Below are 17,103 nucleotides of genomic sequence, written 5' to 3'. Positions count from 1 at the left end.
AGGTGAGCCCTCGGGGGTGTCTGAATCAGGCCGGTTGGGCCTGGGACGACAGCGGTTGCAGCGGCAGCAACGGCGCGTGCGGGTCGGCTTTGATCGAGTCACGCCAGGCGGCCAGCCACTCGGCATGCCCTTCGCTCCAGACCTGCTCGTGCAGGCGGCCCAGGGCCACCGGATCACTGAGCAAGGCAACGCGCTCGGCGTTGTTGAGGCCGGCAGGGCCGACTTTCAACGCATGGCGAACGCGCTCGGTACGCAGGTATTCGATCGGCTCGGCCTCACGGTGACGCGAAGTCGCCAGGGCACACGCCAGGGCGTTCTGCTGCGGGTCGACCACCGAACGCACAAACCCGTCGTGCAAGGCGTGCCAGCGGTTTTCGTGGGTGTACTTCTCGGTCGACTGCAGCGCTTGCGGCGGGTTGTATTCCTCAGGAATCAGGAACAGGCTCTCGTCGCGAGACTTGAGGCCCAGGTTCACACGGCTGGAGATCACCGATACCGGAATCGACAGCATCAGCGAACCGACGATCGGCACCAGCCACCACAGGAAGCTTGGGTTCAACCACACCACCAGCAGGGCCCACAGGAAGCCCAGCAAGGTCTGGGTCCCGTGACGCTTGAACGCCTCGCCCCAGGTGGTCGAGTCGTCGTCACGCTTGGGCGAGTTCCAGGTGGCGGCCCAGCCGAGGAACGCGGCAAGCACGAAACGGGTGTGGAAAATCATCCGCACCGGCGCCAGCAGCATGGAGAACAGCATCTCCAGCAGCATCGACATGGTGACCTTGAACTTGCCGCCGAACTCTTTCGCGCCCTTTGCCCAGATCAGGATGATGCTCAGCAGTTTAGGCAGGAACAGCAGCACGATGGTGGTGGAAAACAGCGCCACCGCCTTGTCCGGATGCCATTGCGGCCACAGTGGGTACAACTGGCGGGGTGCCATGAAGTACTGGGGTTCCATCAGGGTGTTCACCGCCAGCAAGGCCGTGGACAACACCAGGAACAGAAACCACAACGGTGCCGACAGGTACGACATCACGCCGGTCAGGAACACCGCACGGTGCACCGGGTGCATGCCTTTGACCAGGAACAGGCGGAAGTTCATCAGGTTACCGTGGCACCAGCGACGGTCACGCTTGAGTTCGTCCAGCAGGTTGGGCGGCAGTTCTTCGTAGCTGCCCGGCAGGTCGTAGGCAATCCACACGCCCCAGCCGGCACGGCGCATCAGCGCCGCTTCAACGAAGTCGTGGGACAGGATGGAGCCGGCGAACGCGCCTTTACCGGGCAAAGGCGCCAGGGCGCAGTGCTCGATAAACGGCTTCATGCGGATGATCGCGTTGTGACCCCAGTAGTGGGATTCACCCAGCTGCCAGAAGTGCAGACCGGCGGTGAACAGCGGGCCGTACACACGGGTGGCAAACTGCTGCATGCGCGCATACAGGGTGTCCATGCCCGACGCACGTGGCGCGGTCTGGATAATCCCGGCATCCGGCGTGGCTTCCATCAGGCGCACCAGGCTGGTCAGGCATTCGCCGCTCATCACGGAGTCCGCGTCGAGCACGACCATGTACTTGTAGTCACCGCCCCAACGACGGCAGAAGTCGTCCAGGTTGCCGCTCTTGCGCTTTACGCGACGGCGACGACGGCGATAGAAGATCTTGCCGAAGCCACCGGCTTCGCGGCACACGTCGAGCCAGGCTTGCTGTTCGGCGATACAAATGTCGGCGTCATTGCTGTCGCTGAGCACGAAGAAGTCGAAGCGATCGAGGTCACCGGTGGCGGCCACCGATTCGAACGTCGCCCGCAGGCCGGCGAATACACGCGGCACGTCTTCGTTGCAGATCGGCATCACCAGCGCGGTACGCGCCTCTTTCGGAATCGGCTCGTCGCCGGCACTTTTACCGGAGATGCGGTATTTATCGTGACCGGTGAGCAGTTCAAGAAAGCCCATCAAGGCCGTCCAGAAACCCGCCGACACCCAGCAGAACAAAATCCCGAACATGATCAGGATGCTGGTTTGCAGGGCGTAAGGCAGAACCTGGGTAGCCGTTTGCAGCAGGGTCTGGTTGCGGATCTCGTCGAAGTCGACCAGCGACCAGCCCTGGTACGGCATGATGCCTTTCATGTACCAGCCGGCCACGATGGTCTGGCCGAGCATCAGCACCAGCAGGATGTAACGACGGATCGAACCGACCGTACGCCAGCGCGCGGCCGGCAATACGCGTTCATCCTTCGGTGGTTTGGGCGGGTTGCTGCGGCCGGTGATACGACGCCAGCCACGCACCAGGATGTTGGTGCGCCACGGCTCCGGTACCACGCGAGTGCGACGAATCGGCGGCGTGGCCTTGAGGCACACACGGCCGCTCGCGTCGAGCGCGAGCATTTCGGCGTCTTGCAACTCTTCGGCCGTGCTGAGGTTCAACCGGCTGCCAACCGACGCTTGGGCGGCGTCGGCTGGCGCATCGAAGGTCGATGACGACAACCGCTCGTGCAACTCGCTGAAGGATGCGCAGCCCGCCAATTCGGCACGCTGCTCAGCGGTCATCGGTAGATGCGCCAGATACTCGGAGAGCGTCTCTGGCCGGGCTTGAGAATTACTCATCGGCAGGCAACTGATAGCTCCAGGTTTCGGTCAGGACTTGCTCGGTCTTGATCGGCTCCGGTGTGGCTGGGGCAGCTTCTGGCTGCTTGGCTTCCTTGTCTTTCGCGTCTTTCTTGGCCTGTTTCTCGTGCTGCTTGGCCAAGACCTTGTCGGCCTTGAGCACCTGGGTAGAAACATGCTCAGGCTCGGCCTGGGGAACGTCCTGCACCAGGGCCGCACGCATTTCGGTCGGTTTGCTTGCGTCCTTGATCTTCATGCGCAGGGTCAGGCGCCAGCCTTTGGTGTGTTCGTTGTAACGCACGCTGTTTTCCACCAGTTCAGCGTTGTCACCCACGCTCACCTGGCTGCGCACCGGGGCGTCCGGCAGCAGTCGCTTCAGGGCCGGGCCCTCGAAATCGACCAGGTAAGCCACGCTGCCGTCCGGCTGACGGATCAGGTTGGATTGCTTCACATCGCCAGTGGAACGCAAGGTCTGCTTGACCCAGGCGCTGTCCGGCGAGTGGAACGCGGCGTCGTCGAGGGTCCAGTGCAGGCGGTAGGCCACTTCGAGCGGCTGACCGACTTCCGGCAATTTCTCCGGGCTCCAGAAGGCAACGATGTTGTCGTTGGTTTCATCGGCGGTCGGGATCTCGACCAGGTCGACGGAACCCTTGCCCCAGTCGCCTTCAGGCTCGATCCAGGCGCTTGGACGCTTGTCGTAGTTGTCGTCCAGGTCTTCGTAGTGGCTGAAGTTGCGGCCACGTTGCAGCAGGCCGAAACCGCGCGGGTTTTCCACGCTGAAATTGCTCACCGACAGGTGTTTCGGGTTGTTCAGCGGGCGCCAGATCCACTCGCCGTTGCCGGCATGAATCGACAGGCCACTGGAGTCATGCAACTCGCGACGGTAGTTGAGCACCTTGGACGGCTGGTTCGCGCCGAACAGGAACATGCTGGTCAGCGGGGCAACGCCCAGCTTGCTGACCTTGTCGCGCAGGAACATCTGGGATTTGACATCGACAACCGTGTCGGTACCCGGGCGCAGGATCAGGCGATAAGCGCCGGTCGCGCGTGGCGAATCCAACAGGGCAAAGATCACCAGGTGCTTGTCACCCGGTTTTGGACGCTCGATCCAGAACTCGGTGAAGCGCGGGAATTCTTCGCCGGACGGCAGCGCAGTGTCGATTGCCATGCCACGCGCGGACAGGCCATACACCTGGTCCTTGCCGACAACGCGGAAATAGCTCGCGCCGAGCATGGTCATGATTTCGTCTTGCTTGTCGTTCTTGTTGATCGGGTACAGCACACGAAAGCCGGCATAACCCAGCTGTTCGGTGGCTTTAGGATCAAACTTCACGTCACCGAAATCGAAACGCGACGGGTCGTATTTGATTTCCTGGACGCTGTCAGCGGTGACTTCGTTGATTTTCACCGGTGTATCAAAGTGCATACCCTGGTGATAGAAGGACAGCTTGAACGGGGTGTTCTGATCGGCCCATTCGGCTTTTTCGTTGCGGAAACGAATCTTCTGGTAGTCCGCGAACTTCATTTCACGGAATTCGTTCGGCAGATTGCTGCGCGGAGCTTCGTACTTCTGCCCGGCCAGCTCTTTTGCCTTGGCCGACACATCATCCAGACTGAATGCCCACAGTTGACCCGCGCCGAACAGGCAAAACAGGGCAGAGCCCGTCACCAGTGCGTTTCGTAACCGTTTGGCAGACAATTTTGGTGCATTACAGGGACTAACAATCACGAGCAACCCTCGCCGAAAACAGATCAAAAAACCAACGGCCAGCTATCTATATGCCAGGTTGGCGAGCATTGTTCCGACTCCCATGGGTCAAAATGATTCCCCAATGGTTGTCGGACAAGTCTCTACCTAAGTCAAAAATGGACCAAACAACGCTGATCCCCGTAGCGCGCGATTATCTAGTAGCCCGCGAGACAACGCATCAGGGGCAACGAAGTATTTGTAGCGAAAACCTGCGTTTTTAGGCATTAAAAGTCGTTTTTAATACATTCACGTCTGTAAGAGAAAGGTCACAGGGCCATCATTGACCAAATGCACCTGCATATCGGCGCCAAAACGCCCCGACGCCACCTTGCCATGCAATTGTTGCGCTTGTAACAACAGGTGCTCAAAAAGCGCCTCTCCCAAGGCCGGCGGTGCGGCTTTCGAGAAACTTGGCCGCAGCCCGCTCTTGGTGTCCGCCGCCAGGGTGAACTGCGACACCAGCAGCAAACCGCCGTCGATATCCTTGAGCGACAGGTTCATCTTGCCTTGGTCATCGCTGAACACTCGGTAGTTCAGCAATTTGTGCAGCAGCTTATCGGCGCTCTCCGGGGTATCTGAAGGTTCGACCGCCACCAGCACCAGCACCCCCTGGTCAACCGACCCGATGACTTCGCCCGCCACCTCGACCCGGGCGCCACGCACCCGCTGTAACAAACCTTTCATGCTTCTTCAGGCGGAAGATCAAGCAGGCGCCGTGCCATCTCGCTGGTCGCACGGACCAATGCATCGGTGATGCCAGGCTCGGAGGCCGCATGGCCCGCCTCGCGAATTACCTGCAGCTCGCTGTTCGGCCAAGCTTGATGCAGCTCCCAGGCGTTATCCAGCGGGCAGATCATATCGTAGCGGCCGTGGATGATTACGCCAGGCAGATGGGCGATCTTGTGCATATCGCGGATCAGTTGGTTGGGCTCAAGGAATGAGTTGTTGGTGAAGTAGTGGCACTCGATACGCGCGATGGACAGGGCGCGCTGCGGCTCGGAAAACCGCTCCACATGCTGCGGGCTCGGGCACAGGCCCAGCATGCGACCTTCCCACCCGGACCAGGCTTTGGCGGCGTGCATCTGCGCGATCTGGTCGTTGCCGGTGAGGCGCTTGTGGTAGGCGGCGATCATGTCGTGGCGCTCTTCCGGTGGGATCGGCGCGAGGTAATCCTGCCAGTAGTCCGGGAACAGACGGCTCGCGCCCTCCTGGTAGAACCAATGGATGTCCTGCGGGCGGGCGAGGAAAATGCCCCGCACGATCAGGCCGTGTACACGCTCCGGATGGGTTTGCGCGTAGGCCAGGGACAGGGTCGAGCCCCAGGAACCGCCGAACAGCACCCACTTTTCGATGCCCAGGTGCTCGCGGATGCGCTCAAGGTCGGCGACCAGGTCCCAGGTGGTGTTGTTTTCCAGGCTGGCGCGGGGGGTGGAACGCCCGCAGCCACGCTGGTCGAAGGTGACGATGCGGTACAGGTTCGGGTCGAAATAGCAGCGGCTCTGGGCATCACAACCGGAACCAGGGCCACCATGGATGAATACGACGGGCAAGCCTTCGGGAGAGCCACTTTCATCGACGTACAGCGTGTGGGTGTCATCGACTGCCAGATCGTGCCGGGCGTAGGGTTTGATCTGCGGGTACCAAGTCTGCATTGCGCGCTCCGTAGGGGTTCGGGTTCATCCCTGGGGGGACATCTTTTATTGTGCCGTCCGGCACTATAAACCCGAATTGTGCAATGAGCATGTCCTTGCGCACTCAGACCTGTGTCAGCTCGCGCCTGTTCGGCCTCCCTTACCGGTAGCGGTTTTGCCCCCAAGCCAACAAACCCTCCAGCAATTGCTTAAGCACCACCCGAGTCGGCTCGGCCAGGTCAGGTCGATAGCGAAACGGCTCCATTTCTTCCATATAGGTGCTTTGACACAACTCCAGCTGCACCGCATGAATATCCTGCGCCGGGTTGCCGTAGTGCCGGGTGATGTGGCCGCCCTTGAAGCGCCCGTTCAGCACATGGGTGTACGGGGGATGCTGGGCGCAGATGGCTTCCAACTGACTGGCCAATTCCGGGTCACAGGCGACGCCGTTGAAGGTGCCGAGGTTGAAGTCCGGTAATTTGCCTTCGAACAGGTGCGGGATCACCGAACGGATCGAGTGGGCGTCAAACAGCAGCGCGTAACCGAACTCAGCCTTGAGGCGTGCCAGTTCTTCCTGCAGTTGGCGGTGATACGGGCCCCAGATTTTTTGCAGGTAGCTGGCACGTTCCTCCTCGGAGGGCGCCTGCCCTTCACGGAACAACGGCACGCCGTCAAACAGCGTCTGCGGATAGAGGCCGGTGGTGGCACCGGCATAGAGCGGTTTGTTATCGGAGGGCCGGTTCAAGTCGATGACAAACCGTGAGTACTGTGCCGAGAGCGTGCTGGCGCCCAGCTCTTCGGCAAAGTCATATAACCGCGGGATATGCCAGTCCGTATCCGGCAGGCTTTGCGCCTCGGCAATCAGCCCGGCCTCGACCGCAGGGGTAAGGCGCAGCCCGGCGTGGGGCATGCTGATTAGCAGCGGCACACGGCCTTGTTTGAAATTCAGAACCTTATCCACAGCAATGCTCCTTAAACGGTGACGTCGACGCCATGGCGCACGACGCGTTTATCCAGTTCGCCGCCCAGCCAGTAGGCCAGGTCGGCGGGGCGATCGATCTGCCAGGCGACAAAGTCGGCAACCTTGCCCACTTCCAGCGAACCGTGGGTGTCGCCCATGCCCAACGCGGTCGCCGCATGTTGCGTGGCGCCGGCCAGGGCTTCTTCCGGGGTCATTCGGAACAGGGTGCAGGCCATGTTCAACATCAGGCGCACCGACAGCGCCGGCGAGGTGCCAGGGTTGAGGTCGCTGGCGATGGCGATCTTCACGCCGTGCTTGCGCAACGCGTCCATCGGCGGCAACTGGGTTTCACGCAGGAAGTAAAACGCACCCGGCAGCAAGACCGCGACGGTGCCGGCGGCGGCCATGGCGATGGCATCTTCTTCAGTCATGAATTCCAGGTGGTCCGCCGACAACGCCTGGTAACGCGCCGCCAAGCTGGAGCCGTGCAGCGACGACAGTTGCTCGGCGTGCAGCTTCACCGGCAGGCCCAGTTGCCGCGCAACCTGGAAGACTCGCTCCACCTGCTCGGTGGAAAACGCCAGGTATTCGCAGAACGCATCCACCGCATCCACCAGCCCTTCAGCCGCCAGCGCCGGAAGCATCTCGTTGCAGATGTGCTCGATGTAATCGTCGGCATGGTCCTTGTACTCGGGCGGTAACGCATGGGCCGCCAGGCAGGTGGCGCGCACGCTGACCGGCAACGCTTCACCCAGGCGACGAGCCACGCGCAGCATCTTGCGTTCGTTGGCCAGGTCCAGGCCGTAGCCGGACTTGATCTCCACGGTGGTCACGCCATCACGCAGCAAACTGCGCAGGCGCTTGTGCGCGCCGGCAAACAGTTCGTCTTCGGTGGCAGCGCGGGTGGCACGCACGGTGCTGGCAATACCGCCGCCCTGGGCCGCGATCTCGGCGTAGCTCACGCCCTGAAGGCGTTGCTCGAATTCGCCGCTGCGATTGCCGCCGAACACCGTGTGGGTGTGGCAGTCAATCAGCCCGGGGGTGACCCACGCGCCTTGCAGGTCGTGCCGTTGGGCGTAATCCGCCACCGGTACTTCGCTGCGCGGGCCGATCCACTCAATCAGCGAGCCGGCAGTGACCATGGCGGCATCCTCGATGATCGAGTAGTTGCCGCCTGCCATGGTTGCGACGTGGCAGTGTTGCCAAAGGGTTTTCATCAACGCCTCCCTAAGTTATCGATGAGACACAGCCGGTTCGTAATGGACCCTGGCCGCTTGCCCGGCGGCGGGTTTTACCCACAGCAGGTAGGCAACGACCAACAGCACGATCCACACGGCACCGACCAGCAAGGCAGCCTGGGTGTCGGGGAAGTAACCGAGCACGCCAAACACGAACAGCATGAAAACAATGGCCGCTGCCGGTGCATAGGGCCAGAACGGCACCGGGAATGCCAGTTCGGCGACCTGTGCCTTGGTCATCGAGCGGCGCATCGCGACTTGGGTGACCAAAATCATCAGCCATACCCACACCGTGGCGAACGTCGCGATGGAGGCGATCACCAGGAACACGTTTTCAGGGATCACATAGTTGAGCACCACACCGCCCAGCAGCGCCGCGCCCATCACCACCACGGTCATCCACGGCACGCCCTGCCTGGACAACCGCGCAAAGCCCTTGGGCGCCTGCCCTTGCTGGGCCAGGCCGTACATCATGCGGCCAGCGCCGAAGATGTCGCTGTTGATGGCCGAGACCGCCGCCGAGATCACCACAATATTGAGGATGGTCGCCGCCGAACCGATGCCCAGGTTGCTGAAGATCTGCACGAACGGGCTGCCCTGGCTGCCGATCTGCGGCCATGGGTAGATGGCCATCAGCACAAACAGCGTCAGCACGTAGAACAAGAGAATGCGCAGCGGCACGGCATTGATCGCCTTGGGGATCACCCGTTGCGGGTCCTTGGCTTCACCGGCGGTGATGCCGATGATTTCGATGCCGCCGAACGCGAACATCACCACCGCGAACGAAGCGATCAGGCCGCCGACGCCATTGGGCATGAACCCACCGTGGGCCCACAGGTTGCTCAGGCCGACGGCCTGGGTTTCGCCCGCCGAATGGATGCCGAACAGCATGATGCCAAAGCCGCCGAGGATCATCGCGACAATCGCGCCGACCTTGAGCAGCGACAGCCAGAATTCCATCTCGCCAAAGACCTTGACGTTGCACAGGTTCAGGCCGCCGATCAGGAACACGATACCGAGCACCCAGACCCAACGCGCCACCTCGGGAAACCAAAAGCCCATGTAGATACCGAACGCGGTGACGTCGGCCAGGCAGACGATGATCATTTCAAACGCGTAGGTCCACCCCAGGATAAAACCGGCCATAGGCCCCAGATAGGTGCTGGCGTACTGGCCGAAGGAGCCGGCCACTGGGTTGTGCACGGCCATCTCGCCAAGGGCGCGCATCACCATGAACACCGCGGCACCGCCGATCAGGTAGGCCAGCAGCACGGCGGGGCCGGCCATCTGGATGGCCGAGGCGGAGCCGTAGAACAGCCCGGTGCCGATCGCCGACCCCAGTGCCATGAAGCGAATATGTCGGGCGCTCAGCCCGCGTTTCAAAGCCTTTTCTTGCTGGTGCATTTCTCGTCCCTATTATTTTTATCCTGAGAAAATTAAAAGCCACGCGCGTGACAACGGCTATTTCCGTGGTGAGCAGGCCTGCTCACCACAGAAGTGCCAGGGTGCCTTACAGGCTCGGCAGCAGCTCGGCCGGCACCAGCTCATTCAGGCAGCGGCTGGCGAGCAGTTCGCTGGCGGCGATGATGTCCGGGGCGAAGAAGCGGTCCTTTTCATAGAACGCCACTTTGTCACGCAGGATGCCGCGGGCCTTTTCCAGCTTGGGCGAGGTTTTCAGGCCTTCGCGCAGGTCCAGGCCCTGGCATGCCGCCAGCCATTCGACGGCCAGGATGCCACGGGTGTTCTCGGCCATTTCCCACAGGCGCTTGCCCGCAGCCGGGGCCATCGACACGTGGTCTTCCTGGTTGGCGGAGGTCGGCAGGCTGTCGACGCTATGGGGATGGGCCAGTGCCTTGTTCTCGCTGGCCAATGCGGCTGCGGTGACCTGGGCGATCATGAAACCGGAGTTCACGCCGCCATTGCCGACCAGGAACGGCGGCAGTTGCGACATGTGCTTGTCCATCATCAACGAGATGCGACGCTCACTGAGCGAGCCGATTTCGGCGATGGCCAGCGCCATGTTGTCAGCCGCCATGGCCACCGGTTCGGCGTGGAAGTTGCCGCCGGAGATCACGTCACCTTCGGCCGCGAAGACCAACGGGTTATCCGACACGGCGTTGGCTTCGACCACCAGCACCTCGGCAGCCTGGCGCAATTGGGTGAGGCAGGCGCCCATCACTTGTGGCTGGCAGCGCAGGGAGTACGGGTCTTGAACCTTGTCGCAGTTCTGGTGCGACTGCGAGACCTGGCTGCTTTCGCCGAGCAGATCGCGGTAGGCGGCGGCCGAATCGATCTGCCCACGCTGGCCACGGGCGGCGTGAATGCATGCGTCGAACGGCGAGCGCGAACCGAGCACCGCTTCCACGGTGAGGCCGCCACACGCCAGGGCGCCGGCGAACAGGTCTTCGCCTTCGAACAGGCCGCGCAAGGCATAGGCCGTGGAGACCTGGGTGCCGTTGAGCAGCGCCAGGCCTTCTTTGGCGGCCAGGGTCAGCGGCGTGAGGCCGGCGACTTTCAGCGCTTGCGTCGCCTCCAGCCATTCACCTTTGTAGCGCGCCTTGCCTTCGCCGAGCAGTACCAAGGACATGTGGGCCAACGGCGCCAGGTCACCGGAAGCGCCCACCGAGCCTTTCAACGGAATATGCGGGTACACCTCGGCATTGATCAGCGCGATCAACGCATCGATCACCTGCCGACGAATCCCCGAAAACCCACGGCTCAAGCTGTTGACCTTGAGCACCATGACCAGCCGCACCAGCGCATCGCTGATCGGCTCGCCGACGCCGGCGGCATGGGACAGCACTAGGGAGCGCTGCAGGTTTTCCAGGTCTTCGCTGGCGATGCGGGTGGACGCAAGCAAGCCGAAACCGGTGTTGATGCCATAGGCCGTGCGGTTCTCGGCGAGAATCTGCTCCACGCACGCAACGCTGGCTTCGATCTGGGCCGTGGCGCTGTCATCCAGGCTGAGGGTTACCGGCTGCTGGTAGATGGCACGCAGTTGGGCGAGGCTCAATTGGCCTGGAATCAGGTTTAGCGCAGTCACATTCGTTCTCCTTGTGAATTATTTTTTTTGAATACGTACTTAGTGCAAATTCGGTAGTGCGGTGTCTTTGAGCAATGTGGCGGCCGCCGCGATATCCGGCGCCAGCCAGCGGTCTTCTGCATAGGCCGGCACGACCTCACGCAGCAGGCGCCAGGCGCGGTCGGTGCCGACGCCAAAGCGCTGGCTCTTGAGGAACTCGAACGCCTGGGCCGCCAGCAGATATTCGATGGCAAGAATCTGGGTAACGTTGGCCAATACCTGGTGCAGCTTGAGCGCGGCGTTGGTGCCCATGCTCAGGTGGTCTTCCTGCAGGCCCGAGGTGACGAAGTTGTCGAGTACCGCCGGCTGCGCCAACTGGCGGTTTTGCCCGCACAGCGAAGCAGCGACGTACTGCACGATCATCATTCCGGAATTGACCCCGGGGTGACTCACCAGGAACGCCGGCAAACCGCTGACGTGCGGGTTGATCAAACGGTCCAGGCGACGTTCGGCCACCGAGCCGATTTCGGCCATGGCAATGGCGAGCATATCGGCGGCCAGCGCCACGGACTGGCCGTGCGGGTTGGCCTGGGACACCACGCGGTAATGGGCCGGGGTGCCGAGCACCAGCGGGTTGTCGGTGGCACTGTTGAGTTCGGTCTCGATCTGACGCGTGGCGTGTTCCACCTGGTCACGCGCGGCGCCGTGGATCTGCGGGATCGAACGGATGCTCAAGGCGTCCTGGGTGCGAATGCCTTGGCTGCCGGCGATCACTTCGCTGCCATCGAGCAGCGCCCGCAGGTTGCTGCCGACGAGCTGCATGCCGGGGTGCGGTTTGAGGGCGATGATCTGTGCATCGAACGCGTCGATCTGACCGCGCTGGGCCTCGAAGCTCATGGCGCCGATCACGTCGGCCCATTGCAGCAAGTGATGGGCGTCGGCCAGGGCCAGGCAGCTCAGGCCAGTCATGCACGGCGTGCCGTTGACCAGGCACAGGCCGTCCTTGGCGCCGAGTACCACAGGCGGTAAACCTTCGGCTTGCAATGCGTGCTGCGCCGAAACGACCTGGCCGCGATAGCTCACGTTGCCCACACCCAGCAAGGCCACGCCGACATGGGCCATGTGGGTCAGGTAACCCACCGAGCCCTGGGAGGGCACTTGCGGCGTGATGCTGTGATTCAGCAGGGCCAGCAAGGCCTGCACCACCTGCGGGTGTACGCCGGACTTGCCGTGGCTGTAGTTGATGACCGCCGCGCAGATGATCGCGCGGGTTTGCTCATCGCTGAGTACCGGGCCAACGCCACAGGCATGGCTGAGCAAGGTATTGCGCGACAGCTGGCTGAGTTGCTCGCCTTCGAGCGAGACATTGCACAGCGCGCCCAGGCCGGTATTCACGCCGTAGGCGCGTTCGCCGCTGCTGACGATGCGCTGCACGATGGCCTGGGCATTGTCGATGCGCGCCCAGGCCTGGCCCGAGAGTTCGAGCGCCGCGCCGTGGCGGGCGACGGCGACTACGTCCTGCCAGCGCAAGGGCGTATCGGCGATGATGATTTTTGCTGCCTGGGACATGGTTGACCTCTTCATATTCTCTACAGCTTTGCCGGCCTCATCGGGAGCAAGCCCCCGATGAGGCCAGTAGCCCCACCACAAAACCTGGATCAGACCACCGCCGCCCGCCGCTGAACAAACCGGTCCACATATTCATCCGCCGGCGAATGCAGGATCTCCCGCGGCGTGCCGACCTGGATCAGCTTGCCGTCCTTGAGGATGGCAATGCGGTTGCCTATGCGTACGGCCTCATCGAGGTCGTGGGTGATAAATACGATGGTCTTGTGCAGGGTCTTTTGCAGCTCCAGCAACTGGTCCTGCATCTCGGCGCGGATCAGCGGGTCGAGGGCGCTGAAGGCTTCGTCCATCAGGATGATGTCGGTATCGGCCGCCAAGGCACGGGCCAGGCCGACGCGCTGGCGCATGCCGCCGGAAAGCTGGTGCGGGTATTTGTTTTCGTAGCCCTTGAGGCCCACGGTTTCGATCCAGTGCAACGCGCGTTCGGCGCACACCTGTTTGGTTTCGCCACGCACCTTGAGGCCGTAGGCAACGTTGTCGAGCACGGTTTTGTGCGGCAACAGGCCGAAACTCTGGAACACCATGCTGATTTTGTGCCGACGAAATTGGCGCAGGGCGTCCATGTCCAGCTGCAGGATGTCTTCGCCGTCCACCAGGATCGCGCCGCTGGTGGGGTCGATCAGGCGGTTGAAGTGGCGCACCAGGGTGGATTTGCCGGAGCCCGACAGGCCCATGATCACAAAGATCTCACCGGTATCGATGCTCAGGGACAGATCGTTCACGCCAACCACACAACCGGTCTCGGCCAACACCTGGTCCTTGGTCTTGCCCTGGCCAACCAGCGCCAGCGCTTCTTGGGAACGGTTGCCGAAAATCTTGAAGACGTTTTTGACTTCGATTTTGCTGACGGTAGTCATTTGTTCGCCTCATGCCGTGGACGACCATAGGCCTGGGTAATGCGGTCGATGACCACTGCAAGAATCACGATTGCCAGCCCGGCCTCAAGGCCACGGCCGACGTTCAGCGTCTGGATGCCGACCAGGACGTCTTCACCCAAGCCACGGGCGCCGATCATCGAGGCAATCACCACCATCGACAGCGCCATCATGGTGGTCTGGTTGATGCCGGCCATGATGCTCGGCAGCGCCAACGGCAGTTGTACGCCGAACAGTTGCTGCCAGCGGTTGGCGCCGAAGGCGTTGATGGCTTCCATGACTTCGCCGTCGACCTGGCGAATCCCCAGGTCGGTGAGGCGAATCAAGGGCGGTGCTGCGTAGATCACCGTGGCGAAAATCGCCGGGACTTTGCCCAGGCCGAACAGCATCAGCACCGGGATCAGGTACACGAAACTGGGCATGGTTTGCATGATGTCGAGCAGCGGCATCAGCACCGAACGCAGACGATTGCTGCGCGCCGACAGGATGCCCAGCGGAATGCCGATCAGCACCGAGATCACCGTGGCGACCATCATCAGCGCCAGGGTTTGCATCAGCTTGTCCCACAGGCCAACCGCGCCCACCAGGAACAGCAGGCCGACAATTACCGCAGTGGTCAGTACTTTGCGCGTGGCGTGCCAGGCAATGCCGCCGACAATCGCCAGCATCAGCCACCACGGCGCTGCGCGCAGCAGGCCTTCCAGGTTGACGATGGCCCACAGCAGCGTGTCGGAGATGTGCCGGAACACATCGCCGTAATTGGTGACCAGTGAATCCACCCAACCGTTGACCCAGTCGGCGATGGAAAACGTAAAACTCTCAGGAAACATAGCGTGCTCTCGATCCAGTGGGTTGTAGCCAGGCGCCCGGCCACCCCTCAGGGTAGCCGCGCACACTTGACCTACAAGGCCGCGTCGATTTTCTTGGCTGCGTCTTCACTGACCCAGGCGTGCCAGACTTCAGGATGTTCCTTGAGGAAAACCTTCGCCAATTTCGGCGAGTCGATTCGCTCTTTGGCCATGCGCCCCAGGTTCTGGTTCAGCAGGTCGATCGGCAGGTTGACCTTCTCCAGCACGGCCACCAGTTCCGGGGCTTGCTCGTGGAAAGTCTTGGACAGGCCGACCTTGATGCTCACGGTCTTGTCCACACCGGGTTTTTCTTCGAGTTTGACCAGGTCGACCTGGCCCATCAGCGGGGTAGGCGACCAGTAGTAGAACAGGATCGGCTCGCCACGCTTGTAGCTCGACAGCACCGCCGCATCCAGCGCCGGGCCGGTGCCTGGGCGGAAGTTGGTGTAGCTGCTTTCCAGGCCATAGCTTTTGAGCATTTCGCTGTTGTCGAGCTCGCAGGTCCAGCCGGCCGGGCAGTTATAGAAACGGCCTTTGGAGGGTTCTTCCTGGTCTTTGAACACCGAGGCGTATTTGGCTAGGTCAGCGATGTTTTTCAGGTCCGGCGCCTTGGCTGCAAGCTTGCGCTTGGCGTCGCCTTCGATTACGTAGCGCGGCACGTACCAACCTTCAATCGCACCCACCACCGGCGCGCCGACGCCGACGACTTTGCCGGCCTTCTCGGCCTTGTTCCAGACTTCGCTGCGGCCCACCCATTCTTCGGCAAACACTTGGATGTCGTTGCTGCTCAGGGCATTTTCCATGGTGATGGAGTTACCCGGCAGGCTGTCGGTTTTACAGTCGTAGCCTTTTTCCAGCACGGTTTGCAGGATGTCCGTGAGCAACATGCCGCTTTCCCAGTTCAGGCCGGCGAATTTCACCGGTTTGCCGGACTCGCACCACCCCGCCGCCTGGGCGCCGGCGCTGGCCAGCAAGCCCGCAGAAAGCAAGGTGGTGAGCAGGGTCTTATGCATTTTCATTGTGTGACGCTCCCAATCATGAAATGGATTACGGCAGTCAAAAGGCGTCCTGCCTTGTCCACGTCCTGTCAGGCCTGCGCCGCAGCGCGACCGGCTCCGCTTGTTTTCGTGGCTACAGCGCTGTCCTGCTCGACCGGCAGGATCAGTTGATCGGGCACGCTGGCGTGCCATTTTTTCGCACACAGGTAATACAGGGCGGCGGGAAGCACCAGGCCGATGATCCAGGAGATATCCACGTCACCCAACGCGGCCACCAGAGGCCCTGTGTAGAACTTGGTAGAGATGAACGGCAACTGCACCAGCACGCCGAACACATACACGCTGATACCCAGCGCGTTCCAGCGGCCGTAGCGACCGTTCGGATCGGCCAACGCCGGCACGTCATAGCGCTCGCGGGTGATGCAGTAGTAATCCACCAGGTTGATCGCGCTCCATGGCGTGAAGAACGCCAGCAGGAACAGGATGAAAGATTTGAACGCCCCCAGGAACGAGTGCTGGCCGAGCAAGGCAATCAGGGTCGCCGTACCGACGATGGCCAACACGAACACCAGGCGCTGCAGGCGCGTGACCTCCAGCCGACCACGAAAGCCGCTGATGATGGTCGCGATGCACATGAAGCTGCCATAGGAGTTAAGCGTCGAGATGGTGACCTTGCCGAACGCAATGCTGAAATACAGCAGGGCAGCGGTAGCACCTGTACCACTCAGGCCCACGATGTAAGCCACCTCGTGACCGGCGAATTGCCCATTGGACATGGCGGCGGCAAACACACCGAGAATCATCGCCACCTGCGCGCCGATGACCGAACCCGCGCCGGCGGCCAGAAAGGTTTTCACCGAGGACGTATTGCTTGGCAGGTAGCGTGAATAGTCCGCCACATAAGGGCCGAACGCGATTTGCCAGGAGGCCGCGAGCGACACCGCCAGCAGGAAACTGCTCCAACTGAAATGGCGGATCTGCAGGAGTGCGCCCACGTCGGTCTGGCTCATCAGGCGGCTGAACAGGTACACAAAGGCAATCACCCCAACCACGCTGGCGACGCGCCCGATGAAGTGGATCACCCGGTAGCCAAGCACCGTGACCAGCACGATGACACTGGCGAAGATCAGGATGCCAACGCTGTCGCTGACGCCAAACAACTGGCCCAGCGCCTGGCCGGAAAGCACCGTGCCGGTTGCGGTGAACCCCAGGTACATCAGACACACCAGCACGATCGGAATGGCCGCGCCATACACGCCAAATTGCACGCGACTGGAGATCATCTGCGGCAGGCCAAGCTTGGGCCCTTGCGCCGCATGCAAGGCCATGACGCCGCCGCCGATCAGTTGGCCGACCAACAGACCGATCAGCGACCAGAACACATCACCGCCCAGCACCACGGCCAGGGCGCCGGTGACAATCGCGGTGATTTGCAGGTTGGCCCCCATCCACAGGGTGAACTGACTCAAGAGACGACCATGTCTTTCCGCTTCCGGGATGTAGTCGATCGAACGCCTTTCGATCAACGGGGTGGTGTCGTTTGCAGCCATGGGTATTC

13 protein-coding genes are annotated in these 17,103 nt (G+C 61.8%); all 13 read right to left on the bottom strand.

Going from position 1 to position 17,103, the window contains the following annotated elements; all coding sequences use genetic code 11:
* Positions 1 to 25: 25 nt before the first annotated feature.
* A complete protein-coding gene (gene mdoH, locus KSS96_RS02790; RefSeq protein WP_017526561.1) occupies positions 26 to 2,596 on the bottom strand; it encodes a glucans biosynthesis glucosyltransferase MdoH in 2,571 nt (856 codons plus the stop codon).
* Complete coding sequence (locus KSS96_RS02785; RefSeq protein ID WP_223271434.1) at positions 2,589 to 4,268, bottom strand: glucan biosynthesis protein G; 1,680 nt, start codon at positions 4,266 to 4,268, stop codon at positions 2,589 to 2,591. Before KSS96_RS02785 ends, mdoH begins: the two co-directional genes overlap by 8 nt.
* 324 nt (positions 4,269 to 4,592) lie before the next feature.
* Positions 4,593 to 5,030 (bottom strand): D-aminoacyl-tRNA deacylase, encoded by a 438-nt coding sequence (dtd, locus tag KSS96_RS02780; protein WP_017526563.1) that lies wholly within the window; start codon positions 5,028 to 5,030, stop codon positions 4,593 to 4,595.
* The gene (pip, locus tag KSS96_RS02775; RefSeq protein WP_017526564.1) at positions 5,027 to 5,998 is read right to left on the bottom strand and encodes a prolyl aminopeptidase; all 972 of its coding nucleotides are present in this window, start codon (positions 5,996 to 5,998) and stop codon (positions 5,027 to 5,029) included. Before pip ends, dtd begins: the two co-directional genes overlap by 4 nt.
* A 139-nt stretch (positions 5,999 to 6,137) precedes the next feature.
* Entirely contained in the window at positions 6,138 to 6,938 is an 801-nt protein-coding gene (gene hutG, locus KSS96_RS02770) for an N-formylglutamate deformylase (RefSeq protein WP_017526565.1), read from the bottom strand.
* 11 nt (positions 6,939 to 6,949) lie between these two features.
* Positions 6,950 to 8,155 (bottom strand): imidazolonepropionase, encoded by a 1,206-nt coding sequence (gene hutI, locus KSS96_RS02765; protein WP_017526566.1) that lies wholly within the window; start codon positions 8,153 to 8,155, stop codon positions 6,950 to 6,952.
* A 15-nt stretch (positions 8,156 to 8,170) separates the two neighbouring features.
* Positions 8,171 to 9,580 carry an amino acid permease gene (locus tag KSS96_RS02760; protein WP_065879503.1) on the bottom strand — a complete coding sequence of 470 codons (1,410 nt, stop codon included), beginning with the start codon at positions 9,578 to 9,580 and terminating at the stop codon, positions 8,171 to 8,173.
* Between the two features lie 106 nt (positions 9,581 to 9,686).
* Positions 9,687 to 11,219 carry a histidine ammonia-lyase gene (gene hutH / locus KSS96_RS02755; protein WP_217855704.1) on the bottom strand — a complete coding sequence of 511 codons (1,533 nt, stop codon included), beginning with the start codon at positions 11,217 to 11,219 and terminating at the stop codon, positions 9,687 to 9,689.
* Between the two features lie 39 nt (positions 11,220 to 11,258).
* Positions 11,259 to 12,767, bottom strand: coding sequence for an HAL/PAL/TAL family ammonia-lyase (locus tag KSS96_RS02750; RefSeq protein ID WP_065879504.1), 1,509 nt, complete (start codon positions 12,765 to 12,767; stop codon positions 11,259 to 11,261).
* Positions 12,768 to 12,856: 89 nt separating this feature from the next.
* Positions 12,857 to 13,681, bottom strand: a complete 825-nt coding sequence (locus KSS96_RS02745) for a quaternary amine ABC transporter ATP-binding protein (protein ID WP_017529530.1) — start codon at positions 13,679 to 13,681, stop codon at positions 12,857 to 12,859.
* Positions 13,678 to 14,529 carry an ABC transporter permease gene (locus tag KSS96_RS02740; RefSeq protein ID WP_065879505.1) on the bottom strand — a complete coding sequence of 284 codons (852 nt, stop codon included), beginning with the start codon at positions 14,527 to 14,529 and terminating at the stop codon, positions 13,678 to 13,680. The genes KSS96_RS02745 and KSS96_RS02740 overlap by 4 nt, the downstream gene beginning before the upstream one ends.
* A gap of 71 nt (positions 14,530 to 14,600) precedes the next feature.
* Complete coding sequence (locus KSS96_RS02735; protein ID WP_065879506.1) at positions 14,601 to 15,566, bottom strand: ABC transporter substrate-binding protein; 966 nt, start codon at positions 15,564 to 15,566, stop codon at positions 14,601 to 14,603.
* A gap of 68 nt (positions 15,567 to 15,634) precedes the next feature.
* Positions 15,635 to 17,095, bottom strand: a complete 1,461-nt coding sequence (locus KSS96_RS02730) for a purine-cytosine permease family protein (protein WP_065879507.1) — start codon at positions 17,093 to 17,095, stop codon at positions 15,635 to 15,637.
* Between the last annotated feature and the right edge of the window lie 8 nt (positions 17,096 to 17,103).

Origin of the sequence: Pseudomonas asgharzadehiana (assembly GCF_019139815.1) — a bacterium.
In the GTDB taxonomy this organism is placed as follows: Bacteria; Pseudomonadota; Gammaproteobacteria; order Pseudomonadales; family Pseudomonadaceae; genus Aquipseudomonas; species Aquipseudomonas asgharzadehiana.
This window is presented reverse-complemented; position numbering and strand designations above follow the sequence as displayed.

Excerpts from the sequence above, each read along its gene's own strand:
- mdoH (WP_017526561.1), bottom strand. The coding sequence starts at position 2,596 with ATGAGTAATTCTCAAGCCCGGCCAGAGACGCTCTCCGAGTATCTGGCG.
- dtd (WP_017526563.1), bottom strand. The coding sequence starts at position 5,030 with ATGAAAGGTTTGTTACAGCGGGTGCGTGGCGCCCGGGTCGAGGTGGCG.
- pip (WP_017526564.1), bottom strand. The coding sequence starts at position 5,998 with ATGCAGACTTGGTACCCGCAGATCAAACCCTACGCCCGGCACGATCTG.
- hutI (WP_017526566.1), bottom strand. The coding sequence starts at position 8,155 with ATGAAAACCCTTTGGCAACACTGCCACGTCGCAACCATGGCAGGCGGC.
- KSS96_RS02760 (WP_065879503.1), bottom strand. The coding sequence starts at position 9,580 with ATGCACCAGCAAGAAAAGGCTTTGAAACGCGGGCTGAGCGCCCGACAT.
- KSS96_RS02750 (WP_065879504.1), bottom strand. The coding sequence starts at position 12,767 with ATGTCCCAGGCAGCAAAAATCATCATCGCCGATACGCCCTTGCGCTGG.
- KSS96_RS02745 (WP_017529530.1), bottom strand. The coding sequence starts at position 13,681 with ATGACTACCGTCAGCAAAATCGAAGTCAAAAACGTCTTCAAGATTTTC.
- KSS96_RS02740 (WP_065879505.1), bottom strand. The coding sequence starts at position 14,529 with ATGTTTCCTGAGAGTTTTACGTTTTCCATCGCCGACTGGGTCAACGGT.
- KSS96_RS02735 (WP_065879506.1), bottom strand. The coding sequence starts at position 15,566 with ATGAAAATGCATAAGACCCTGCTCACCACCTTGCTTTCTGCGGGCTTG.
- KSS96_RS02730 (WP_065879507.1), bottom strand. The coding sequence starts at position 17,095 with ATGGCTGCAAACGACACCACCCCGTTGATCGAAAGGCGTTCGATCGAC.